Origin of the sequence: Streptomyces sp. NPDC006339 (assembly GCF_040612775.1) — a bacterium.
Lineage (GTDB): Bacteria > Actinomycetota > Actinomycetes > Streptomycetales > Streptomycetaceae > Streptomyces.
In genome coordinates this window covers 1-22,584 of sequence record NZ_JBEXQW010000044.1, presented here as the reverse complement: position 1 = coordinate 22,584, position 22,584 = coordinate 1, and the positions used below count along the sequence as shown (strand labels likewise).

The window sequence follows — 22,584 nt, the reverse complement described above, 5'->3', positions numbered from 1 at the left end:
CTGGCTTCCACATCGAGGTGTACGCGATGGCCCCACCGGACAACGACGTGCTCTGGGCGCGTTCCCTGCGCTGCGCCCTGGGCGGCGGTGACGTGCTGACCGGCGTCTCCGTCGGCGTACGCGAAGGCGAGATCCTCGCCCTCGTCGGCCCGCGCGGCAGCGGCAAGACCACCCTCATGCGGTGCCTCTCCGGGCAGCTCGCCCCCGAGCAGGGCGAGATCTGGTTCAACAGCGCCCCCGTCCACACCATGACCCGCGCCCAGCGCGAACGGCTCCGCCGCGACCGCTTCGGCTGGATCGACCCCGAACCCGGGCTCGTCCCCGAACTCACCGGCTGGGAGAACGCGGCCCTCCCCCTCCTGCTGCGCGGGGTGTCCCACCGGGCCGCCAGGACCGCCGCCACCGAATGGCTCGAACGCCTCGACATCGGCGGCGCCGCCCGCAAACGCCCCGCCGCGCTCCCGCACGCCCACCGGCAGCGGATCGCCATCGCCCGCGCCCTGGTCACCACGCCGTCCGTGCTCTTCGCCGACGAGCCGACCGCCACCCTCCACCGCGCGGACGGCGCCCAGGTGCTGCGCACCCTCGCCGCGGCGGCCCGCTCGCACGACATCACCGTGCTCCTCGCGACCCACGACCCCGAGGTCGCCGCCGTCGCCGACCGCACGATCGGCCTGCTCGACGGACGCCGCGTCGGCTCCGTACCACCGACCACCGGGGCGGAGGGCGTCACGGCGTGCTCGCTCTCCGTCTAGTCCGCGGGACCCACCCCGTCGTCCAGCTCCGCCGGCTCGCCGTCGCCTCCGCCGCCGCCGGAGTGGGCTTCCTGCTGCTGTGCGCCCTCGGCTACGCCGTCGGCCACCCGGGATCCCCGACCGCCGTCGTGCGCCTGCTGTGGTGCGTGCTGCCGCTCGCCGCCACCGTCCAGTTCGCGGTCGCCGTCGCCCGCACCGACCCCAGCACCCGGCCCCGCCCCGGGCTCTCCGCGATCGGCCTCGGCCCGGCCCGGCTCACCGCCCTCGCGGCGACCTCCACGGCCGTCTCCTGCACCCTCGGCTCCGCGCTCGCCCTGCTGTTCTACCTGCACCTGCGGGGCGACCTCACCGGCCTGCCCTTCGACGGGGCGGCGGCCGAGCTCCTCGCCGCCGACCAGCCCATCCCCCTGGCGGCCGCCCTGACCCTCCTGGCGATCGTCCCCGTCACCGCGGCGGCGGCCGCGGCCCTCGCCCTCCGCCCCCGCGCGAAGACCCCCGCCGAGAGGTCACCCACCTCGGCCCTCCCCTGGGGCGTCGCCCTCCTCGCGGTCGGCCTCGCCGTGGAGACGTACGCGGCCCGCGGCGACGGCGGCGGCGTCCTCACCGGCTGGATCCTCACCGCGATCGGCCTCGCGACCATGGGCCCGGGCGTCACCTACGGCTGCGGCCGTCTCCTCCAGACGGTCCGGCCCGGCGCGGTCCGGCTGCTCGCCGGCCGCGTCCTCATGACCGACGCGCGCCGCATCGGCCGCCCCCTCGGCGTGGTCTGCGCGGTCGGCTCCGGCGCCGTCGCCGGCTACACGCTCTACGGCGGCGCCGTCGACGCCCTGGCCTGGCTGGGCGTGTCCCTGGTCGTCGGCTGCACCACGGCCACCCTCCTGACCGCCGCCCTCGAATCCCGGCAGACCCGCACCCCCACCACCGAGGCCCTCCTCCGCCTCGGCGCACCCCCCACCGTCCTGCGCACCACGGCCCTGCTCCGCGCCGGCGTCCTGATCGCCGTCTTCACCCCCCTCACCTGGGCCGTGGGCGCCCTGGCCGCGGTCCCCCTCCGGGGCTGACCGGCCGGGCACCACCCCGCCCCCGCCCCCTATCGTGGCCGCATGGCGACGCACCGACACGAGCGCGAGATCCATTCCCCCGCCGAGTTCGACGCGGTGCTCGCCGCGCACGGCTCCCTCGCCGGCTACCGGATCCAGTCCGTCGACCTCACCGACCGGACCTTCGCCCTGCTCACCGCCGGGGCCGCCGGCGCCGTCTTCCTGGGCTGCGCGCTGCAGCCGGAGGCCGCGGCGAAGGTCCGGGCGGACGGGGCGCTGGTGTTCCCGCCGGTGCCGGACCTCCCGTTCGACCCGTACCGGGCCCGCCTCTACTCCCCCGCCGACCTGTACGCGGGCATCGCCGAGGGCCCGTACGAACAGACGCCGGACGCCCTCGCGTACGCCTGGTTCCAGCGGACGAAGGCGGACGGCGACGTCTTCTCCTCGATGCTCCGCTCGATCCACGACGACGCCGTCTCGGACGCCCTGGACGAGCACCTGGCGGGCGCGCCGGTGGTGGGGGTGATGGGCGGGCACCGGATGGGGCGGGGCACGGAGGCGTACGCGGGGGCCGCGCGGCTCGGCAGGTCGCTGACCCGCGCGGGCCTGACGGTGGCGACGGGCGGCGGCCCCGGGGCGATGGAGGCGGCGAACCTGGGCGCGTACACGGCCCCGCTGGCGGACGGCGTCCTGGACGAGGCCCTGGAGCTCCTCGCGAAGGCGCCGTCGTACACGCCCTCGGTGACGGACTGGGCCCGCGCCGCCTTCGAGGTGCGGGCGCGCCGGCCGCGCGGCGGCGACTCGGTGGGCATCCCGACCTGGTTCTACGGCCACGAGCCGCCGAACGCGTTCGCGGCGCACGTCGCCAAGTACTTCGCCAACGCGACCCGCGAGGACGGCCTGCTGGCCCGTTCGACGGCGGGCGTGGTGTTCCTGCCGGGCGCGGCCGGCACCGTGCAGGAGGTCTTCGACAACGCGACGCCGAACTACTACGGCTCGCGCGGCGCCCCGACCCCGATGGTCCTGGTGGACCGGGTCCACTGGACGGAGCGGCTGCCGGTCTGGCCGCTGCTGCGCACCCTGGCGGCGGAGCGCCCGATGGCGGCGCGGATCGCCTTGGTGGACTCCGTCGAGGAGGTCCCTCAGACGCTGGCCCGCCTCGCGCCGTAGTCGGTGACGGCCATGAGGGCCTCGGCGTACGGCCAGCCGTCGACGCGGGCACTGCGGCCGCCGGACCACCCGGCGGCCTCGAGGAGCCGCCGGGCGGTCCCCGGCTCGTACAGGTTCAGCCAGTCCCGGTCGGACAGCCGCACGACGGTGCCCGACTCGAAGGAGCAGTTCGAGATGATCCTCTCGTCGTCCGGCGCGAAGACCAGCACGAGCCGCCGCCCGCTCCCGTCATGGAAGAACGTCAGCGTCAGCCGGCAGTCCTCGTAACGGGGCCGGATCCGCTGCCGCACGGCCCAATGCCAGGTGGTCCCGTCCACGACGAGCCGGCGGAGGCGTCGATCGTTCTTCACCGGCCCACCGTAGGCCCGCGCCCGCCACGGGCCCACCCCTTTTCCGCCCCGGCTCCGCCGGAAAACCGCGCGCGCCGCCGCGACCGGCCGGGTGAGAATCCGGGGCGATGGACATCTTCGTGTGCGCGCGCTGCGATGCGGTGCTGACGGTGCCCCTGGCACGGGTGCCGCTCCCTCCGGAGGCGCATCTCTGGTACGGGCACGAGCCGTACCCCGCGCTGATGGAGCCGGGGACGTACGCGATCGACCCGGCCCCGTCGGGCCCGCCGTTCCGGAACAGGGAGGACATCGGGGAGGCGGCGGCCGCCGCGCAGGGGGTGTTCGCGCCCTGGCCGGTCTCTTTCGGGGCCCGGGGCCGGATCGTGACCGCTCCCGGTGACGTGCGCGGCACGGTGCTCGTGCCCGAGAAGTGCGTCGACCACTGTCTGGGGATCGCCGCGGGGGACGAGCCGAACCTGGAGTGCGAGGGGTGCGGGCTGCCGGTGGCGTCCCGGGTGGACGACTGCGGGCTCTGGCAGACGGTGTGGCTCGAACCGGACGCGGTGCGCCGGGTGCCCACCGGTGCCCCCGCTCCGCCCCGCACGTTCACGGCCGTCCCGCCCGTCGATCCTCCGGGCTTCTGGAGCCCCCGCTGGGAGGCGGCCATGGGGGCGGCGCTCGCCGGTCTGGTGGTCGCCTCCGGCGGGGCCCGGGTCGGGCTGCCCGCCGGGGTCCTCGCGGACGTGCTCGGCCGTGCGCTGGACGCGCTGCTCCCGCCGGGCCCGGTCGTGCGGACGGCGGGGCCGGCCGGTCCGGGGATCCCCGGCGACGGGCTCGACATCGCGCTCGTACCGCACGACCCGAGGACGGGCGGTCCCTGGCGCCCCGAGGGCGGCGCGGTTCCGGTGCCGCTGCCGGACGGTGTGTGGGCCTGGCTGGCGCTGCCGCCGGAGACCTCGCCCCTCCCGGCGTCGGGCACCCTGCCGGAGGGAGTCCTGCGCGACGACTACCCGCTGCCGGACCATCCCTGGAGGACCTTGCAGCCGGACCGCCGGGCCTTCCGCGGAACACTGGCCCGGATGCCGGAGGTCCGCGAACCCTGGCTGCGCGCGCTCTACGACCGCCGCTTCTGACGGCGGACGCGGATCGGGCCCCTACGGCGTACCCAGCACCACCACGTCGTCCGCCCGGAACACCACCTCCACCTCGGCGCCCTCGTCCGGCGTGTCCCGCAGCGCGAACTCCGCCTCCAGCTCCGGGCCTTCGGAGGGGCGGAGGGTGACGGCGACGTGGCTGCCGCGGAAGGTGCGGGTGCCGACCCGGCAGGGCAGGCCGCCGCCGGCGGGGGCGAGGTGGACGCCGGCGGGGCGGACGAGGAGACGGCGGTCGCCCTGGGGGGAGCCGTCGGGGACGGGGACCTTGCCCCAGGGGGTGTCGGCGGCGGTGCCGGTGACGGTGGCCGCGACCACGTTGTCGAAGCCGAGGAAGCGGGCGACGAACTCGGACGCGGGCCGCCGCCACACCTCCAGGGGCGTGCCGGACTGGGCGATTCGCCCCTCGTTCATCACGACGACCCGGTCGGCGAGCGCGAACGCCTCGCCCTGGTCGTGGGTGACGGCCAGCACCGTCGTGCCCAGCCGCCCGAAGAGCTGCCGCAGTTCGACCACGAGCCGTTCCCGCAGGCCGCGGTCGAGCTGGCCGAGCGGCTCGTCGAGCATGAGCAGCCGGGGGCGCGGGGCGAGGGCGCGCGCGAGGGCGACCCGCTGCTGCTCGCCGCCGGAGAGCGCGGACACGGCGCGCCGCCCGGCGCCCGGAAGGCCGACCAGGTCGAGGAGCTCGTCGACCCGCGCGTCCCGCTCGGCCCGGGGAACACGGCGCATCCGCAGCCCGAAGGCGACGTTGCCGGCGGCGTCCCGCTGCGGGAAGAGCTGGTGGTCCTGGAACATGAGGCCGACGCCGCGCCGGTGCACGGGCACGCCGGCCTGGTCGGCGCCGTCGAGGAGGACCCGTCCGGCGTCGAGCGGCTGGAGTCCGGCGACGGCCCGCAGCAGCGTGGACTTGCCGCTGCCGCTGGGGCCGAGCACGCACACGATCTCGTGGTCGGCGACCTCCAGGTCGACCGCGTCGAGCACGGCCCGGTCCCCGAACCGTACGGTCGCCTGTCGGAGGGTCAGCATCAGAACTCCCCCGAGGTCCGGTCGGTACGGAGCCGTTCGAGGAGCAGCAGGGACACCGCGCACACCACCATGAGGATCGTCGAGAGGGCCATGGCCTGGCCGTAGTTGAGCTCGCCGGGCCGGCCGAGGAGCCGGGCCACGGCGACCGGCAGGGTCGGGTTGTCGGGGCGGGCGATGAAGACGGTGGCGCCGAACTCGCCGAGGGACACGGCGAAGGCGAAGCCGGCGGCGATGAGCAGCGCCCGCCGCACCAGCGGCAGGTCGACCTCCCGCCAGGCCCGCCAGGGCGAGGCGCCGAGGACGGCCGCGGCCTCCCGCAGCCGCTCGTCGACCGCCCGGAGCACGGGCAGCATGGTCCGTACGACGAAGGGGACGCCGACCAGGGCCTGGGCGAGGGGGACGAGGATCCAGGCGGCCCGCAGGTCGAGCGGCGGCTCGTCGAGGGTGATGAGGAAGCCGAAGCCGACGGTGACGGCGGAGACGCCGAGGGGCAGCATGAGCAGCGCGTCGAAGCCGCGGACGAGGCGCCCGGCGCGCCGGGTGAGGGCGGCGGCGGCGAGCCCGCCGACGAGGACGGCGATGCCGGTCGCTGCGAGCGCGTACTGCAGCGAGTTGACGATGGTGTCGGTCATCGGCACGAGGAAGGTGCCGTTGTCGTCGACGCGCTGGAGCGCCCGGTAGTGGTCGAGGCCGTAGCCGGTGGGGGTGGCGAGGGAGCGTTCGACGAGGACGCCCAGCGGGGCGAGGATCAGCAGGGCGATGGACAGCAGCACGGCGCCGAGCAGGGCCCGCTGTCCGGCGCCGCGCGGCCGGTGCGCGGTCCGCTCCGGCGGGACGAGCCGCAGGGCCGTCTCCCGGCGCCGTACGGTCCGGGCGTGGACGGCGAGGACGGTGCCGACGGCGAGGAACTGGACGAGGGTCAGGACGGCGGCGGTGGAGAGCTGGAGCCGGTCGGCGGTCTGCCGGTAGATCTCGGTCTCCAGGGTGGAGTACGCGGGGCCGCCGAGGATCTGCACGATGCCGAAGGAGCTCGCCGTGAACAGGAAGACCATGAGCGCGGCGGCGGCGACGGCCGGTCCGAGCGCGGGCAGCGTCACGGTCCGCCAGGCCCGCAGGCGGGAGGCGCCGAGGACGCGGGCGGCCTCCTCCTGGCGGGGGTCGAGCTGCGACCAGAGGCCGCCGACGGTGCGGACGACGACCGCGTAGTTGAAGAAGACGTGGGCGAGGAGGATGGCCCACACGCCGGTGTCGAGCCGGACGCCCCACAGCTCGTCGAGCAGCCCGCGCCGGCCGACGAGGGCGAGGAACGCGGTGCCGACCATGACGGTGGGCAGCACGAACGGCACGGTGACGACGGCGCGCAGGATCCGCTTGCCGGGGAAGTCCAGCCGGGCGAAGACATAGGCGCCGGGCAGGGCGACCAGCAGGGTGAGGGCGGTGGAGGCGAGCGCCTGCCACAGCGTGAACCACAGGACGTCGAGGATGTCCGGCCGGGTCAGCGTCTCGCCGAACCGGCCGAGCTCCCAGTGGCCCTCCGGCCTGAGCCCGCGCTCGACGATCGAGACGACGGGCCAGGCGAAGAACACCGCGAAGAAGGCGACGGGCAGGAGCATCAGCCCCAGCCGCGCCGCGCTTCCCCCGCGGCGGCCGGAGAAAAGGCCCCGGCGGACTACTTCAGGACGAGCGACGACCACTGCTGGATCCACTGGTCACGGTTCTTCGCGATCTTCTCGGGCGCCATGGTCTCCGGCTTGTCGATCACCACGCCGTGCTGGGTGAAGAGCTGCGGGAGCGTCGCGTCGTTCGTGACGGGGTTGACGAACATCTGCAGCGGCATGTCGTCCTGGAACTTCTTGGAGATCAGGAAGTCGATCAGCGCCTTGCCGCCCTCGGGGTTCTTCGCCCCGTTCAGCAGGCCGGCGAACTCGGTCTGCCGGAAGCAGGTGCCGGTGGAGACACCCGTCGGGGCCACCTTGGGCTGCGGCTCCGAGTAGAGCACCTCGACCGGCGGGGAGGAGGCGTAGGAGACGACGAGCGGACGGTCACCCTTGGCCTTCTTGCCGCCGGCGGAGCCGGAGAACTCCTGGTTGTAGGCGAGCTCCCAGCTATCGACGGTCTTCACACCGTTGGCCTTGAGCTTCTTCCAGTAGTCCTGCCAGCCGGTGTCGCCGTACTTCGCGGCGGTGCCGAGGAGGAAGCCGAGGCCCGGGGAGGAGCGCTCGGGGTTCTCGACGACGAGGAGGTCCTTGTACGCGGGCTTCGCGAGGTCGTCGAAGGTCTGCGGCGGCGCGATCTTCCTGTCGGCGAAATACTGCTTGTCGTAGTTGACGCAGATGTCGCCGGAGTCGATCGGCGTGACCCGGTACTGCTCCTTGTCGAGCTGGAGCGCGGCGGGGATCCGGTCCAGGCCCTTCGCCTCGTACGGGGTGAAGATGCCGTTGTCGAGGGCGCGGGACAGCAGGGTGTTGTCGATGCCGAAGAAGACGTCGCCCTGGGGGGCGCCCTTGGTGAGGATCTCCTTGTTGACGGCCTCGCCGGCGTCGCCGCTCTTGAGGACCTTCACCGTGAAACCGGTCTGCCGGGTGAACTCCGCCAGGACCTCCTTGGAGGCGTTGAAGGAGTCGTGGCTGACCAGGGTGACGGTCTTGGGCGCGGGGCCGCCGGACTTGCCGGCCGCGTCCCGCACGTCGTCGGTGCCGCAGGCGGCGAGGGTGGTGACGCCGAGCGCCGCGGCGAGCGCGGCGGCGGCTGCCTTCTTGGTGTTCACGTGAATTCCTCCTGGGGTGACCAGGAAGAGACGCGGCCCTGCCCGCGGCCGGGGACACCGGGCGCGGGCAGGGCGCAACAGCTCGAGTTACGACCGAACTTCCTACCCAGAATGACCTGGGCGAGGTTCAGAGGGTCTGCGGCCACGTGCTTGTCGTCCAAGCCCGTGCCGCACTCTCAGCGCTGTGGCGCTCCCCTGTCGGAATATGCAGATGTGTTCGAGCTCAGACTACAAGGTCAGCGTTCGGCGGCGGCGAGCTGTCCACAGGCGCCGTCGATCTCCTGCCCGCGGGTGTCGCGGACGGTGACGGGCACGCCGTGGGCGGCGATGGCCTCGACGAACGCCTTCTCGTCCTCGGGGCGGGACGCGGTCCACTTGGAGCCGGGCGTCGGGTTGAGCGGGATGAGGTTGACGTGCACCCGCTTGCCCTTGAGCAGCCGGCCCAGCAGGTCGCCCCGCCACGCCTGGTCGTTGATGTCCCGGATCAGCGCGTACTCGATGGAGATCCGGCGGCCGGACTTCTCCGCGTACTCCCACGCCGCGTCGAGGACCTCGCGGACCTTCCAGCGCGTGTTGACGGGCACGAGGGTGTCACGCAGCTCGTCGTCGGGCGCGTGCAGCGAGACGGCGAGACGGCACTTGAAGCCCTCGTCGGCGAACCGCAGCATGGCCGGGACGAGCCCCACGGTGGAGACGGTGATCCCGCGCTGGGACAGCCCGAGGCCGTCCGGCTCGGGGTCGGTGAGCCGGCGGATGGCGCCGACGACCCGCTTGTAGTTGGCGAGCGGCTCGCCCATCCCCATGAAGACGATGTTCGACAGCCGCGCCGGCCCGCCGGGCACCTCGCCGTCGCGCAGCGCGCGCATGCCGTCGACGATCTGGTGCACGATCTCGGCCGTCGACAGATTCCGGTCGAGACCGGCCTGGCCGGTGGCACAGAACGGACAGTTCATGCCGCAGCCGGCCTGCGAGGAGATGCACATGGTCACCCGGTCCGGGTAGCGCATGAGCACCGACTCCACGAGCGTGCCGTCGTGCAGCCGCCACAGCGTCTTACGGGTGGTGTCGTCGTCGCACGAGACGTGCCGCACGACCGACATCAGATCGGGCAACAGCTCCCCGGCCAGCTTCTCCCGCGACGCCGCGGGAATGTCGGTCCACTCCGCCGGGTCGTGCGCGTACCGCGCGAAGTAGTGCGTGGACAACTGCTTGGCGCGAAACGGCTTCTCGCCGATCGCGGCGACCGCCTCCTTGCGCTCTGCGGGCGTGAGGTCGGCGAGATGCCGCGGGGGCTGCTTGGCTCCGCGCGGGGCGACGAAAGTGAGTTCTCCGGGCTTGGGCATGGTGATACCAGTGTCGCAGAGTTACGGCGAAGGGCTCGCCGCCCTGTGGACAACGAGCCCCTCACGTAAGAAAGCGCTGGTCAGCGCGTTGCTCAACCGCTGCCCACGAACAGCACCAGCAGCAGCCACACCACCGGTGCCGTCGGCAGCAGGGAGTCGAGGCGGTCCATGATGCCGCCGTGGCCCGGCAGCAGGGAGCCCATGTCCTTGATGCCGAGGTCGCGCTTGATCATCGACTCGCCCAGGTCGCCCAGGGTCGCGCTCGCCGCGACCGCGAGGCCGAGGAGGAGGCCCTGCCACCAGGTGCCGTCGTCGATCAGGAACTGCATGCACAGCGCGCCCGCCGCCATGGCGAAGGCGACCGCGCCGACCAGGCCCTCGCGGGTCTTGCCGGGGCTGATGCGCGGGGCCAGCTTGTGCCGGCCGAAACGCCAGCCCACCGCGTACGCGCCGGTGTCGCTGACCACCGTCAGGACCAGGAAGGTCAGCACCCGCCACGGCCCGTCGTCCGCGGTCAGCATCAGCGCCACGAACGTCGCCAGGAACGGCACGTAGAACGCGGCGAAGACACCCGCCGTGACGTCCTTCAGATAGCCCTCGGGCGGCTCCGTCATCCGCCACACGAGGACGGCCAGGGCCGTGAGGGCCATCGCGACCCACGCGCCCTCCGGGCCCCGCACATAGCCGGCGACGACCATCGCCGCGCCGCCGATCGCCAGCGGCACCAGCGGGGCCTTGATGCCCTTGCGCTCCTGGAGGCGGGAGGTGAGCTCCCACAGGCCCACCACGACGGCGACCGCTATCACGCCGACGAACGCCGGCTTCCAGATGAACAGCGACGCGATGATGACGGCGCCGAGGCCGAGACCGACTCCTATCGCCGCACCCAGGTCACGGCCCGCGCTCTTCTTCTGCCGCGGCTTCTGCCGGGGCGAAGGCGCAGGCGCGGGCTGGGACGGGCTGGACATGGGCTCCTGCGGATGCTCGTGCGGCGTCTCGTCACGGAACAGGGGACCGCTCGGCTGAGCGGCCCCCCGGTCGTGATCGTCCTGGTTGTCGCCGGCGGGAACGTCGGACACGATGGGCATGGGCCGAGTCTGCGCCGCCTGCCGCCCTTCGTAGGCGGGACCCGCCGGGGCAGGCCCCTGGTCGGGATCCCCGAAGCCGGTGACGGCCGGGGCCCTCCAGGATGAGTCGTTCATCAGACCTCGAGCAGCTCGGCTTCCTTGTGCTTGAGCAGCTCGTCCACCTGCGCCACGTACTTCGCGGTGGTGTCGTCGAGCTCCTTCTCCGCGCGGCGGCCCTCGTCCTCGCCGACCTCGCCGTCCTTGACGAGCTTGTCGATGGCCTCCTTGGCCTTGCGGCGCACGGAGCGGATCGAGATCTTGGAGTCCTCGGCCTTGGTCTTGGCGACCTTGATGTACTCCTTGCGGCGGTCCTGCGTCAGCTCGGGGAACACCACCCGGATGATGTTGCCGTCGTTGCTCGGGTTGACGCCGAGGTCCGAGTCGCGGATGGCCTGCTCGATGTTGCGCAGCGCGCTCTTGTCGAACGGGGTCACCACGGCCATGCGCGGCTCGGGCACCGAGAACGACGCGAGCTGGTTGATGGGCGTGATCGCACCGTAGTAGTCGGCCACGATCTTGTTGAACATCGCCGGGTGCGCACGGCCGGTGCGGATCGCGGCGAAGTCCTCCTTGGCGACCACGACGGCCTTCTCCATCTTCTCCTCGGCCTCGAGGAGGGTCTCTTCGATCACCACTTGCTCCTGCGTGTCGTCGCGTTGTGTCCTGCACGGTGTACGACCGGCAGGGCTCTGTCCATCCCCCTCGCGGGGCGGTTCCCGGTTCGGGTCAGGCCCGGGTGCCCTGGTCGCTCACGAGCGTGCCGATCTTCTCACCCTTCACCGCGCGCGCGATATTGCCCTCGGCGAGCAGTTCGAAGACGAGGATCGGCAGGGTGTTGTCACGGCACAGGGTGATGGCGGTGGCATCGGCGACCTTGAGGTCGCGGGAGAGCACCTCGCCGTACTCGAGTGCGTCGAACTTGACCGCGTCCGGGTTGGTCTTCGGGTCGGAGTCGTAGACCCCGTCGACACCGTTCTTGCCCATGAGCAGGGCCTCGGCGTCGATCTCGAGCGCGCGCTGCGCGGCGGTCGTGTCGGTGGAGAAGTACGGCATGCCCATACCGGCGCCGAAGATGACCACGCGGCCCTTCTCCAGGTGGCGCACGGCGCGCAGCGGGATGTACGGCTCGGCGACCTGGCCCATGGTGATGGCGGTCTGGACGCGGGAGTCGATGCCTTCCTTCTCCAGGAAGTCCTGGAGGGCGAGGCAGTTCATCACGGTGCCGAGCATGCCCATGTAGTCCGAGCGGGCCCGGTCCATACCGCGCTGCTGGAGCTCGGCGCCGCGGAAGAAGTTGCCTCCGCCGATCACGATCGCGATCTGGGCGCCGTCGCGGACGACGGCGGCGATCTCGCGCGCGATGGCGTGTACGACATCCGGGTCCACTCCGAGGCCGGTGCCCCCGGAGAAGGCCTCACCGGACAGCTTCAGCATGAAGCGGCCGGCCTTTTTGCCGTTGTTGTCGTCGCCCTGTGCGGCGCCCTGATTCATTGGAGCTCTCCTCGTGCACATACGAAGAAGGCCATTGCCCTGGGGTCCTTGCGGTTTCCCGTACGGCAATGGCCTCCTCGTCAGATCTGCGGCCGTCCCGCGCGTGCGCCGGCGGCTGCTTCAGACCCTACCGGGGTCCGGTGTCCGTTGCGTACGGACTCAGATGCCGACCTTGATGCGGGTGAAGCGCTTCAGGGTGACACCGGCCTCGTCCAGGATCTGCTGGACGGACTTCTTGTTGTCAAGGGCGTACGGCTGACCGAGCAGCGTGGCGTCCTTGAAGAAGCCGTTCACACGACCCTCGACGATCTTGGCGATCGCGGCCTCGGGCTTGCCCTCGGCGCGGGTGGTCTCCTCGGCGATGCGACGCTCGGACTCGACGACCTCGGCCGGGACGTCCTCGCGGGTGAGGTACTTCGGGGCGAACGCGGCGATGTGCTGCGCGACACCCTTGGCGACCTCGGCGTTCTCCTTGTCGAGCTCGACCAGGACACCGATCTGCGGCGGCAGGTCGGGCATCGTGCGGTGCATGTACGCGGAGACGTAGCCGTCGGCGTACTGCGCGAAGCGGTCGAGGACGATCTTCTCGCCGAGGTTGGCGTTGGCCTCGTCGACGTACGCCTGCACGGTCTTGCCGGGCTCGATCTCGGAGGCGAGCAGCGCCTCGATGTCGGCCGGGGAGGTCTTGGCGACGTGGGCGGCGAGCGCGTTGGCGACGGCCAGGAACTTCTCACCCTTGGCGACGAAGTCCGTCTCGCACTTCAGCTCGACGAGGACGCCGGAGGTGTTGTCGTCGGCGATGAGGGAGACCACGGCGCCGTTCTCGGCGGAGCGGCCCTCACGCTTGGCGACACCCTTCTGGCCCTTGATGCGCAGGGCCTCGACGGCCTTGTCGACGTCGCCGTCGGCCTCGTCCAGGGCCTTCTTGCAGTCCATCATGCCGGCGCCGGTGAGCTCGCGGAGCTTCTTGACGTCAGCGGCGGTGTAGTTCGCCATGAGTCTGTTTCTCTCTCGAAGTCTGAAAGATCGGGCGGGTCCACGGGTGGACGGCGGGAGCCTCGTGAGCCCCCGCCGTCGTCACCCGAAGGTCCTCGGGGACCGGAAGGGTCAGGCCTGCTCGGCGTCGGCGGCCGGAGCCTCGACGTCGGCCTCGGCGGCCGGGGCCTCGGCGGCGGGCGCCTCGGCGGCGGCCTCGGCCGGGGCCTCGTCAGCCTTCTTGTCGCCCTCGAGCAGGTCACGCTCCCACTCGGCGAGCGGCTCGCCCGCGGCCTTCTCGCCCGGCTTCGAGTCGCCGGTCGCGGCGCCGGAACGGGCGATGAGGCCCTCGGCGACGGCGTCGGCGATCACGCGGGTGAGCAGGGTGACGGAGCGGATCGCGTCGTCGTTGCCCGGGATCTTGTAGTCGACCTCGTCGGGGTCGCAGTTGGTGTCGAGGATCGCGACGACCGGGATGTGGAGCTTGCGCGCCTCACCGACGGCGATGTGCTCCTTCTTGGTGTCGACGATCCAGACGGCGCTCGGCACCTTCTGCATCTCGCGGATACCACCGAGGGTCTTCTCCAGCTTGGCCTTCTCGCGGGAGAGGACCAGGAGCTCCTTCTTGGTGAGACCGGAGGCGGCCACGTCCTCGAAGTCGATCTGCTCGAGCTCCTTGAGGCGCTGCAGACGCTTGTAGACGGTCGAGAAGTTGGTGAGCATGCCACCCAGCCAGCGCTGGTTGACGTACGGCATGCCGACGCGGGTCGCCTGCTCGGCGATCGCCTCCTGCGCCTGCTTCTTCGTACCGACGAACATGATGGAGCCGCCGTGCGCGACGGTCTCCTTGACGAACTCGTAGGCGCGGTCGATGTACGACAGCGACTGGAGCAGGTCGATGATGTAGATGCCGTTGCGCTCGGTGAAGATGAAGCGCTTCATCTTCGGGTTCCAGCGACGGGTCTGGTGACCGAAGTGGACGCCGCTCTCCAGCAGCTCCCGCATCGTGACGACGGCCATGGCCGTATCTCCTTGAGTTTCTCGGTTGTTTTCCTGACGCCCCGGCGCGCCGTGCCACGAGGGACCGAAAGGCGCTGCCACCCGCCGAAGACCGGTGGCGGGGCGTGCGAAGTCGACCCGGTGACCCGGGTCGCCAGGGAAAGTGTACGGGACCCCGGAGGCAGCGGGTGACGGCGCTGTCCACAACCGCGGAGTTGTCCACAGATTCGGGTGGGGCCGGTCCGGGGCCCCGCCGGGAGGGCAACCTGCCCTCATGCATCCCGTGACCACACTTCTGACGTCCCTGTCCGTGCCCCTGACCCTGCTCCTGGGCACCGCCGTCTGGCCCGTCGGCCCGCCCCGCCCCGAGATCCTGCGCGGCTGGCAACCACCGCCGGGCCCCTACGCGGCCGGGCACCGCGGCCTGGACCTCGCGGCCCCGCCGGGCACCCCCGTCCGGGCCCCCGCCGCCGGCACCGTCACCTTCGCGGGCCCCGTCGCCGGCCGCGGCGTCCTCGTCCTCACCCTCACGGGTACGGGCCTGCCCCCGCTCCGCACCACCTACAGCCCCGTCGACCCCCTGCTCCGCCCCGGCACACCGGTGCGCCCCGGCGACCTCCTCGCCCACGTCGCCCCCGGCGACCACTGCACCCGCCCCTGCCTCCACTGGGGCCTCCTCCGCGGCGACACCTACCTCGACCCCCTCCGCCTGCTGACCGCCGGCGGCTCACGCCTCCTACCGGTCTGGGACCGCCCCCGCACATGACGCAGGGGGCGGGGTGAGGGGTGGGGTGGGGTGGGGGCGGGGGGGGGAGGGGAGGGGGGAGGGGCCCCCAGAGTGTCCTTCAGGTGCCGCGGATGCCGCCGAGTGCCATCGAGACGGCCGCGTCGGTGATGGTGGCCGGGTCCTCGGCGGCGCCGAGTTCGATGCGGCGGACGGCCGCGTCGACCACGCCCTGAAGGAGCATGGCCTCCAGGCGGGGCTCGGGGCGGCCCAAGGCGGTGAGGGCGTCGACGATCATGGTGACGAGGCCGCCGTGGGCGGCGCGGATCTTCTCGCGGGCGCCGGCGTCGAGCTCGCTCGCGGAGATCGCGACGACCGCGCGGTGCCGCCGGTCGCCGACAAGCTGGAGCTGGCTGCGGACGTACGCCTCGACCTTGCCCTCGGCGGTGTCGGCGGCGGCCATGGCGGCCTCGACCTCGGCGGCCCAGACGGGGAAGTCGACGGCGCACAGCTCCTCGACGACGGCCGCGCGGGAGCGGAAGTACTCGTAGACCGAGGAGCGGGCCAGGCCCGTGCGCTCGGCGAGGGCGGGGAAGGTCAACGCCTCCGTACCGCCTTCGGACAGCAGGGTTCGCGCGGCGTCCAGCAGGGCGCCGCGCTGCATCGTCCGGTGCTCGGCCACGGAGGCCGCTCGAATCCTTGGCACGGCTCCACTGTACGACCGGTGGGCCGGGTCGGGTCAGCGGCCTACGTCGGCCAGTTTGGCGCGCAACTGGAGGACGGACTTGGTGTGGATCTGGCTGACCCGGCTCTCGGTGACGCCGAGGACGTGCCCGATCTCGGCGAGGGTGAGGCCCTCGTAGTAGTAGAGGGTGACGACGGTCTTCTCGCGCTCGGGGAGTGTGTTGATGGCGCGGGCGAGGAGCCGGCGCAGTTCGCGGTCCTCGGCGACCTCGACCGGGTTGTCGGCGGCCGTGTCCTCCAGAGTGTCCATGAGGGAGAGCCGGTCGCCGCCTTCTCCGCCGACGTGCAGGAGCTCTTCGAGGGCCACGACGTTGGCCAGGGACAACTGGCTGAAGACGGAGTGGAGTTCCTCCAGGGTGATGCCCATCTCGTCGGCGACCTCGGCCTCGGAGGGGGTGCGCCGGAGTTGCGCTTCGAGGGTGGCGTAGGCCCGTTCGACGTTGCGGGCCTTCTGGCGCACGGAGCGGGGGATCCAGTCGAGGGCGCGGAGTTCGTCGATCATCGCGCCGCGGATGCGGGTGATGGCGTACGTCTCGAATTTGATGGCCCGCTCGACGTCGAACTTCTCGATGGCGTCGATGAGGCCGAAGACTCCGGAGGAGACGAAGTCGGCCTGTTCCACGTTGGACGGCAGGCCGACGCTGACGCGTCCGGCGACGTATTTGACGAGGGGCGAGTAGTGCAGGATGAGCTGTTCCCGCAGCCGTTCGTCGCCGGTGTCCTTGTACGAGCGCCACAGCTCGTCGAGCGAGGTCGGTGCGGGTGGTCGCACGGTGCCCCGGGCTGCTGGGGGCACCGCAGCGCGGTCAGACCCGGAGGTGTGCTGGGGCATGCGTTGCCTTGAGCCATTCTGCTGTCGGGTGCGGAGGAGTCGGTCCGGTCGTCGGGCTGGGGATCCTCGTGAGCGTAGCGTGAGTGGGCTGTCGCGGTGCGCGAACATTCGCGGATGGCGCCGGTCCGGGTGGCTGCCGTCGACCAGGTCTTCGAACGGGGGCCGTGGCGCGGGTCGGCCCCTCGGGTGCGGCCGAGAGAACTCGATTGCTCATCGTGCTCACCCTGTCACCCGATTGCGCCGGGTCGATAGCCGCCATGCCGGGCGTTCGACCGTTCTGTGCGTCTGTTCGTCAACCGCCAGTGGTCCTGTTGTCGCTCGACGAACCCGAGGGAGTGGAGTTCGTAGAGCCTGGCGAGGGTGTGGTCGGGGTGGGTGCCGGCGCGGGCGGCGATGGTGGTGAGGGGGGCCGCGTCGCGGCCGGGGAGGGCTTCGAGGACGCGGGCGGTTTCGGGGGCGAGGAGGTCGCGGGGCAGGACGGGGCCGCGGCGGGGTGGGGCGAGTTCGCCGACGGCGCCGACGAGTTCGATGATCTCGGCGGCGTCGGTGACGAGGGTGGCTTCGCCGCGGAGCAGTTCGTGGACTCCCGCGGAGAGGCCGCTGGTGACGGGGCCGGGGACGCCCATGGTGTGCCGGCCGAGGCGGGCGGCGGCGCGGGCGGTGACGAGGGAGCCGCTGCGGTATTCGGCTTCGATGACGACGGTGCCGCGGGTGAGGGCGGCGATGACGCGGTTGCGCAGGACGAAGCGGCTGCGGGTGGGGTGGCCGCCGGGTGGGAGTTCTCCGATGACGAGGCCCTGTTCGGCGATGCGGCCGATGAGGCGGGCGTGGCCGCGGGGGTAGGGGATGTCGACTCCGCAGGCGAGGACGGCGATGGTGGCGCCGCCGCGGCCGAGGGCGCCGCGGTGGGCGGCGCCGTCGATGCCGAAGGCGGCTCCGGAGACGACGACCCAGCCGCGTTCGGTGAGTCCGGCGGCGAGGTCGGCGGCGGTGTGGGCGCCGTAGGGGGTGCAGGCGCGGGCGCCGACGAGGGCGACGGAGTGGAGTGCCCAGGTGCGGAGGTCGGCGGGGCCGCGGATCCAGAGGCCGATGGGGCGGGCGTCGCCGAGGTCGTCGAGTTGGCGGGGCCATTCGGTGTCGCCGGGGACGAGGAAGCGTCCGCCGAGGCGGGTGATGAGGTCGAGGTCTCGTTCGGGTGCGGCGGTGTGGGCTCGGCGTCGCCAGTTCGCGAGGCGGGCGGGGCCGATGTCGGGGAACGCCTCGGCGTCGTGGGCGGCCGGGTCGGGGGCGGGGTGGGTGGTGTCGGTGGGTCGGATGGTGTCGGTGGGGTGGGGGGTGGTGTCGCCGGGCTCCGGTTCCCACAGGCGCGGCCGGGTGGTGTCGTCCTGCTCGCGCAGGAGGCGGAGGAGTTCGACCGCTCCGTGTCGGCGCAGGGCGCGGCCGACGTGTTCGTCGCCGGGTTCGACGATGTGGGTGAGGGCGGCGCGGGCGAGGCGTTCGGCGTCTTGGGGCTGCGGTGGGGTGGTCATGGCCGCTCCCCCGTGGTGACGGGGATGCCTCGGGCGATGCCGGTGCGGAGTTCGAGGGCGAGGGCGATGTCCTCGGCTTCGGGGCGGTCGTGTCCGGCGAGGTCGGCGATGGTCCAGGCGACGCGCAGGACCCGGTCGAGGCCGCGGGCGGTGAGCAGGCCGCGTTCGATGTCGCGTTCGGCGGCGGCGAGGGCGCCGGGGCGGGTGAGGAATCGGGTGCGGAGTTCGTGTCCGGGGATTTCGCTGTTGACGGTCCATGGGGTGCCGTCGAGTCGGGCGGCGGCGCGGGCTCTGGCTTCGCGGACGCGGTCGGCGACGGTGGCGCTGGGTTCGCCGCGTCCGCCGTGGCCGAGGAGGTCGGAGCGGTGGACGGGTTCGACTTCGACGCGCAGGTCGACGCGGTCGAGGAGGGGGCCGGAGAGCCGGGCCTGGTAGCGGCGGATGAGGGAGGCGGGGCATTCGCAGCCGGCGCCGTGGAGGGTGTGGCGGCCGCAGGGGCAGGGGTTGGCGGCGAGGGTGAGCAGGAAGCGGGCGGGGAGCCGGACGACTCCGGCGGCGCGGGCGACGACGACGTGGCCGGATTCCAGGGGTTGGCGCAGGGCGTCGAGGGCTTTGGAGGAGAACTCGGGGGCTTCGTCGAGGAACGAGACGTTCAAAACAGGTGGCTACGCCGAGCAAAGATCAAGAAGTTTTCCCTGATCAGGGGGTCTGCCAGGGGTCAGGGTCCCACAGAGGGTGGATCTCGATGCGGGTCAGGCCGCTGCCTTGCACTCCCTTGCGGCCAGTAGCGCCACGGGTCAAGACCACACGTCGAATGAGCGAGCGCAACATCGCATTCTTCTCCGGGTAGTGGAGCAGGTCCCACTCGTCGAGCAGGCCGACGACGACCGGAGCGAGCGACTCCCGGGCGGGCCTCAACGCCACCACCGAGACAGCTTCAAGCGCTGCCGCCACGCTCTCCTTCTGCTGGAGGATGCGTGCCCGAGCCGCCTGGAACACTTCATCGGGGAACGCCTCTGGGTTCGTGGCCCGGTCGACTGCCAGGTTGGTCAGGGCGGCCGTGAGTCGCGTGTGCTCGCCCTCCAGTCGGGCGCGGTCGCGCTCCTGAACTGTACGGTCATGCGCTTGCTCGGGGAGGAGGGTCGGCGGTGCGGCGTCGATGTCTGCGGCAACCCGTTTCAGCCAGTGCCTCACCTCATCCTCGGCAAGGTACCGCTGCACCCAGACTGGGTTGTCGCAGAGTCCGTTCCGTGCTTGCCCACAGTGCAGGGCGTAGCCGAGGATGCGTCCGCTTGCACGGCGCGCGGATTGGGCGGAGGCGCCTTCGCGGCAGCCGCCGCACCGCGCGAGACCGGTGAGGGGGTAGATGGCGTTGCGGACGCGAGGAGCCATGCTGCCCCGTTCCTCGTTCTGCGCCTCGAAGCGCGCCCAGGTGTCGGGGCTGATGATGGCCTCGTGGGCGCCCTTGATGAAGATCCACCGTGTGCAGGTGCCGCCGTTCTCCTTGTAGTTGCAGCGGCACTCGGGGTCGTGCACGCGCAGCAGGCCGGCAGCGAATCCGGATCGCATGTAGCGGCGGAGGCTGTCGGCTCGCCACGGGTTTCCGTCGCTCGTCCGGTAGCCCAGGGCGTTCACCCATTCGGCGAGGGCTCCGTAGCCTGCTGGCACAGGTAGCACGTCACCGAGCTTGCGTGCCCATAGCTGTTCCATGTCGCCGCGTGAGCTCTCGTCGACTTCGTACCACTCGTCTTGGATGAGCCACTGACCTGGTTCAGTCGGATGGGGGATGCGGCGTGGGTGCCAGATGTAGCCCATCCGTTGTCCGCCGGTCGCAGGTAGGCCGTGGGCGCGGCGCCAGGCGTGGGTTTCCTTCCACTGCTCGCCGGCGCGGTCCGATTCGAAGGTGGCGAGGTCGAAGAGGATGCGGCGGTTGAAGCGTCCTACGGCGGTGCGGGCGTCGACGTCCTCCGTTGCTGAGATGAGTTCGCCGCCGGCCCGTTCGACGCGGGCGAGGTTGGTGGCGATGCCGACGTCGTTGCGGCCGAAGCGGGAGAACTTCCAGACGACGATGCCGCGGGCCTCGCCCTGTTCGACGCGTTGGATGGCGCTCATGACCTTGCGCTTGAAGGTGCGCCCGGAGACGTCGAGGTCTTCGATCCAGTCGATGACGTGGCGGCCGGTGCGTTGGGCCCATGCCTGGATGGCGGTCTTCTGGAGCTCGGGGCTGATGTTCTCCTCTTTGTAGGTGGAGACGCGGACATAACCGAGCCAGGGCTCGCCCTCGGAAGAAGGGGAGCCCTGGCTGTTGGGGTTCTGCGGTGTCACTGTGCCTGCCGTTCGTGCTGGTGTGGGAGCTCCGGGCGGAGCGGTACGACGGTGCCCCCGGACGGCGGCGGGTCGAACAGTCCGAGGGTGACGTGCTGGAGGCCGAGGCGGTAGCCGGCCTGGTAGGCGGCTTCACGTTCGGCGTCGGAGAGCTGGTTGGTGCGTCGGAGGGTGGTGCAGACGAGTCCGGTGGCTGCGGTGATGGAGCCGAGGATGCCGGCGTGCATGAGGGCGTGGCGATTGATGAGCGTGCCCGTCAAGCCGACGCCGAGGCTGACGACGAGCAGTGCGCTGAACAGGAAGAGCAGGTTGCGGGTTGACACTGACGTACCTCCGTGCTGGTCAGTTCTGTGCGGCCTGCCCCCCGCTCCGTCGGCGTCGTTTACGGAGGGTGTCTACCGTCGTGCGGAACAGCTCCCGGTCGAGGTCGTCGGTGATGCCGAGGGCGTCGGCGGCCTCGTCGGGGCTCATGGGGTGGGGGGTTGGCGGTGGGTTCTGGACGGCTCGGAGTTCTGATTCGGCGAGGATGCCAGCTCTGACTAGGACTTCACCCAGGGGTTGATGGATCGCTTCGGCGAAGTCCTTCAGGACGCGGATGTCCTTGACTTCGCCGGTGCTGATCAAGCGGCCGATCGTAGCGGCGCTCATCCCGGAGTACTCGGCGAAGCGAGTGCGGCCGCCGCTTCGGAGGCCGCTGACGTCGTATCCCAGGCTGGTGATCTGCTCCCTGGCCCAGGCGGCGAAGGCGGCGTTGCCGCTGATCTGGTCTTTCATGCTTGAAAGATAGCGCGACACGCGATGCCACGGAACACCTCCTTTTGGCCAGTCGTTTTCGCTCGGACGTGCACGCAGAAATCGAACACAGGCTTCTGACCTGTAGTTCAACATCGAACGTGCAACAGAAAGTATGAGCCTCGCGTCACTCTGTCAACAGTGAAGGAACCGTAAAGGCTGAACCGGCACGCCCGCTACCTTTCACGCGTGACAGATACGTGCTACCTTTCTCTCACGCCAGATAGTTCTATCAGGCGGGAAAGGTACGACGCATGTACGACCGAACCCTGCTGCGCAAGGCAGCAACTGCCAACGGGCAGCACAACTACGTAGACCTCTCGAACCACTTGAAGGTTGCACAGTCCACCGGCTGGCGCCTCTGGTACGGCAAGAACGCCCCCAGCGTCACCACCGCGCAGAAGGTGGAGAGCGCGTACGGACTGAAGCTCAGCCAGCTCCTCCAGCCCCAGAAAACGACGGCATGAAAAGTCAGGTCGTCCCCCGCGCCCAGTGCATCGCCGGCGCCCGCGCCGTGCTCGACCAGGCCCGCCGTCGCATCGCCGCGGACTACGCCGCCGGCCGTCTCAGCCCCGAGCAGACGGCCCAGTACGAGCGGCTGATCGCTAAGGCCCGCGTCGCGGCCGCTGCCTGATCAAACAAAACGGGGCCGCTCCGTCCGACCGGAACGACCCCCGGCACCTCACGAACACAGAAATGAGGACACCGTGAATCTCAGGGTACCCACGAACATCCCCAGCGGGGACCGGCGCACGGTCCGCGTCGCCCTTCCCGCCCCTCTCCCGCCGGTGCCGGTGGCGCTGGTCCTGGTGGACCGCGAGGGCGACGTGTGGCGGCAGGCCGGCGTTACCGCCGAGGGCGAGCCGCGCATGGTCTGCGACTCGCCGCAGGCGCCGGAGGACCGGGGCGTGGGCCCGTCGTATCCGTGGACCCCGACGGCGATCGCCGCGTGGTTCGGCCCGGTGCGGACGCTGGGCGGTGCGGCGTGAACACGAAGCGTGTGAACGCAGCGGAGGGCGTGATCCTCGCCGCGCTGAAGACGAAGAAGACGGCGGCCGGTGTCGCGATCGCGTTGGAGTCGGCGTGCCTGCTTCAGTCGCCGGAGACGGCGGCCGAGCTGACCCGGCGGCGGAACGAGGACCTGGCGCTCCGTGTGGAGCTGGCGCCGATGGGCGGCCCGCGGAAGGTGCCGTTCGAGCTGGGCGACTCGCTGCTCCCGGCCGTGCAGTGGCTGCTGGCCCGGGTGGCGGAGTTGGAGGCTCAGCGCGACAGGTGGACGGCCCGAGCGGATGCGGTCGTGGCCCGTCTGAAGGCGGAGCGGCACTCGACGAACGAAACCCTCAACGACGCGATGGTCGCGCTGGCCGAAACCCGCGACCGGATCGCGGAGCTGGAGGCGTTGAAGCCCGCGCCGATCCAGACCTGCGGGACCTGCGGCGCCGGATACACGTACGGCCAGTCGTGC

25 protein-coding genes, 1 pseudogene and 1 riboswitch are annotated in these 22,584 nt (G+C 71.7%); of the genes and pseudogenes, 9 read left to right on the top strand and 17 right to left on the bottom strand.

Going from position 1 to position 22,584, the window contains the following annotated elements; translation table 11 throughout:
- The first annotated feature begins 26 nt into the window (after positions 1–26).
- From ABZ135_RS29600 to ABZ135_RS29590, 3 genes are read left to right on the top strand one after another with little or no spacing between them, the layout of a single operon-like run.
- Positions 27–755, top strand: a complete 729-nt coding sequence (locus tag ABZ135_RS29600; protein ID WP_356699860.1) for an ATP-binding cassette domain-containing protein — start codon at positions 27–29, stop codon at positions 753–755.
- The gene (locus ABZ135_RS29595) at positions 737–1,816 is read left to right on the top strand and encodes a hypothetical protein (protein WP_356699858.1); all 1,080 of its coding nucleotides are present in this window, start codon (positions 737–739) and stop codon (positions 1,814–1,816) included. Before ABZ135_RS29600 ends, ABZ135_RS29595 begins: the two co-directional genes overlap by 19 nt.
- A gap of 42 nt (positions 1,817–1,858) precedes the next feature.
- Positions 1,859–2,965: a Rossmann fold nucleotide-binding protein gene (locus ABZ135_RS29590; protein ID WP_356699857.1), complete on the top strand. Its 1,107-nt coding sequence runs from the start codon at positions 1,859–1,861 to the stop codon at positions 2,963–2,965.
- Here ABZ135_RS29590 and ABZ135_RS29585 read toward each other — a convergent pair.
- Positions 2,938–3,315, bottom strand: a complete 378-nt coding sequence (locus ABZ135_RS29585; RefSeq protein WP_356699855.1) for a hypothetical protein — start codon at positions 3,313–3,315, stop codon at positions 2,938–2,940. The genes ABZ135_RS29590 and ABZ135_RS29585 overlap by 28 nt on opposite strands.
- A gap of 107 nt (positions 3,316–3,422) precedes the next feature.
- Here ABZ135_RS29585 and ABZ135_RS29580 point away from each other — a divergent pair, with 107 nt between their 5' ends.
- A complete protein-coding gene (locus tag ABZ135_RS29580) occupies positions 3,423–4,427 on the top strand; it encodes a hypothetical protein (RefSeq protein ID WP_356699853.1) in 1,005 nt (334 codons plus the stop codon).
- 21 nt (positions 4,428–4,448) lie between these two features.
- On the opposite strand, the gene ABZ135_RS29575 is transcribed toward ABZ135_RS29580, so the two are convergent.
- The 9 genes from ABZ135_RS29575 to rpsB all read right to left on the bottom strand — a co-directional run bounded on the left by ABZ135_RS29575 (position 4,449) and on the right by rpsB (position 14,194).
- Positions 4,449–5,471 carry an ABC transporter ATP-binding protein gene (locus tag ABZ135_RS29575; RefSeq protein ID WP_356699851.1) on the bottom strand — a complete coding sequence of 341 codons (1,023 nt, stop codon included), beginning with the start codon at positions 5,469–5,471 and terminating at the stop codon, positions 4,449–4,451.
- On the bottom strand, positions 5,471–7,084 hold the full coding sequence (locus ABZ135_RS29570) for an iron ABC transporter permease (RefSeq protein ID WP_356699849.1): 1,614 nt from the start codon (positions 7,082–7,084) through the stop codon (positions 5,471–5,473). Before ABZ135_RS29570 ends, ABZ135_RS29575 begins: the two co-directional genes overlap by 1 nt.
- A gap of 56 nt (positions 7,085–7,140) precedes the next feature.
- Positions 7,141–8,238, bottom strand: coding sequence for a thiamine ABC transporter substrate-binding protein (locus ABZ135_RS29565; protein WP_356699848.1), 1,098 nt, complete (start codon positions 8,236–8,238; stop codon positions 7,141–7,143).
- An 81-nt stretch (positions 8,239–8,319) separates the two neighbouring features.
- Positions 8,320–8,445, bottom strand: a riboswitch (TPP riboswitch).
- Between the two features lie 29 nt (positions 8,446–8,474).
- The gene (rlmN, locus tag ABZ135_RS29560) at positions 8,475–9,581 is read right to left on the bottom strand and encodes a 23S rRNA (adenine(2503)-C(2))-methyltransferase RlmN (protein WP_356699846.1); all 1,107 of its coding nucleotides are present in this window, start codon (positions 9,579–9,581) and stop codon (positions 8,475–8,477) included.
- Between the two features lie 92 nt (positions 9,582–9,673).
- Positions 9,674–10,783 carry a phosphatidate cytidylyltransferase gene (locus ABZ135_RS29555; protein ID WP_356699844.1) on the bottom strand — a complete coding sequence of 370 codons (1,110 nt, stop codon included), beginning with the start codon at positions 10,781–10,783 and terminating at the stop codon, positions 9,674–9,676.
- Positions 10,783–11,340, bottom strand: coding sequence for a ribosome recycling factor (frr, locus tag ABZ135_RS29550; RefSeq protein ID WP_356699842.1), 558 nt, complete (start codon positions 11,338–11,340; stop codon positions 10,783–10,785). Before frr ends, ABZ135_RS29555 begins: the two co-directional genes overlap by 1 nt.
- A gap of 94 nt (positions 11,341–11,434) precedes the next feature.
- Positions 11,435–12,199 (bottom strand): UMP kinase, encoded by a 765-nt coding sequence (gene pyrH, locus ABZ135_RS29545; protein ID WP_356699840.1) that lies wholly within the window; start codon positions 12,197–12,199, stop codon positions 11,435–11,437.
- 159 nt (positions 12,200–12,358) lie between these two features.
- Positions 12,359–13,195, bottom strand: coding sequence for a translation elongation factor Ts (gene tsf / locus ABZ135_RS29540; RefSeq protein ID WP_356699838.1), 837 nt, complete (start codon positions 13,193–13,195; stop codon positions 12,359–12,361).
- 111 nt (positions 13,196–13,306) lie between these two features.
- Positions 13,307–14,194: a 30S ribosomal protein S2 gene (gene rpsB, locus ABZ135_RS29535; RefSeq protein WP_356699836.1), complete on the bottom strand. Its 888-nt coding sequence runs from the start codon at positions 14,192–14,194 to the stop codon at positions 13,307–13,309.
- 262 nt (positions 14,195–14,456) lie between these two features.
- On the opposite strand from rpsB, the gene ABZ135_RS29530 reads away from it, so the two are divergent.
- The gene (locus ABZ135_RS29530) at positions 14,457–14,939 is read left to right on the top strand and encodes a M23 family metallopeptidase (RefSeq protein WP_356699834.1); all 483 of its coding nucleotides are present in this window, start codon (positions 14,457–14,459) and stop codon (positions 14,937–14,939) included.
- A 79-nt stretch (positions 14,940–15,018) separates the two neighbouring features.
- Here ABZ135_RS29530 and ABZ135_RS29525 read toward each other — a convergent pair whose 3' ends face one another.
- The 7 genes and pseudogenes from ABZ135_RS29525 to ABZ135_RS29495 form a co-directional block, all read right to left on the bottom strand.
- Complete coding sequence (locus ABZ135_RS29525) at positions 15,019–15,579, bottom strand: helix-turn-helix domain-containing protein (RefSeq protein ID WP_356699927.1); 561 nt, start codon at positions 15,577–15,579, stop codon at positions 15,019–15,021.
- 57 nt (positions 15,580–15,636) lie between these two features.
- Positions 15,637–16,473 carry an RNA polymerase sigma factor WhiG gene (whiG, locus tag ABZ135_RS29520; protein WP_352080013.1) on the bottom strand — a complete coding sequence of 279 codons (837 nt, stop codon included), beginning with the start codon at positions 16,471–16,473 and terminating at the stop codon, positions 15,637–15,639.
- A gap of 227 nt (positions 16,474–16,700) precedes the next feature.
- Complete coding sequence (gene dprA / locus ABZ135_RS29515) at positions 16,701–18,002, bottom strand: DNA-processing protein DprA (protein WP_356699832.1); 1,302 nt, start codon at positions 18,000–18,002, stop codon at positions 16,701–16,703.
- Positions 17,999–18,646 (bottom strand): annotated as a pseudogene (locus ABZ135_RS29510) (ATP-binding protein); the annotation flags it as partial. The gene dprA and the pseudogene ABZ135_RS29510, both read right to left, overlap by 4 nt.
- A gap of 55 nt (positions 18,647–18,701) precedes the next feature.
- Entirely contained in the window at positions 18,702–20,327 is a 1,626-nt protein-coding gene (locus ABZ135_RS29505; protein ID WP_356699830.1) for a recombinase family protein, read from the bottom strand.
- On the bottom strand, positions 20,324–20,650 hold the full coding sequence (locus ABZ135_RS29500; RefSeq protein WP_356699828.1) for a hypothetical protein: 327 nt from the start codon (positions 20,648–20,650) through the stop codon (positions 20,324–20,326). The genes ABZ135_RS29505 and ABZ135_RS29500 overlap by 4 nt, the downstream gene beginning before the upstream one ends.
- A 19-nt stretch (positions 20,651–20,669) precedes the next feature.
- Positions 20,670–21,101 carry an XRE family transcriptional regulator gene (locus ABZ135_RS29495; RefSeq protein WP_356699826.1) on the bottom strand — a complete coding sequence of 144 codons (432 nt, stop codon included), beginning with the start codon at positions 21,099–21,101 and terminating at the stop codon, positions 20,670–20,672.
- A gap of 272 nt (positions 21,102–21,373) precedes the next feature.
- Here ABZ135_RS29495 and ABZ135_RS29490 point away from each other — a divergent pair, with 272 nt between their 5' ends.
- The 4 genes from ABZ135_RS29490 to ABZ135_RS29475 form a co-directional block, all read left to right on the top strand.
- Positions 21,374–21,586 carry a hypothetical protein gene (locus ABZ135_RS29490; protein WP_356699824.1) on the top strand — a complete coding sequence of 71 codons (213 nt, stop codon included), beginning with the start codon at positions 21,374–21,376 and terminating at the stop codon, positions 21,584–21,586.
- Positions 21,583–21,753: a hypothetical protein gene (locus tag ABZ135_RS29485; RefSeq protein WP_356699822.1), complete on the top strand. Its 171-nt coding sequence runs from the start codon at positions 21,583–21,585 to the stop codon at positions 21,751–21,753. Before ABZ135_RS29490 ends, ABZ135_RS29485 begins: the two co-directional genes overlap by 4 nt.
- A 73-nt stretch (positions 21,754–21,826) precedes the next feature.
- Entirely contained in the window at positions 21,827–22,108 is a 282-nt protein-coding gene (locus tag ABZ135_RS29480; protein WP_356699820.1) for a hypothetical protein, read from the top strand.
- On the top strand, positions 22,105–22,584 hold a 480-nt coding region (locus ABZ135_RS29475), incomplete at its 3' end, for a hypothetical protein (protein WP_356699818.1). The genes ABZ135_RS29480 and ABZ135_RS29475, both read left to right, overlap by 4 nt.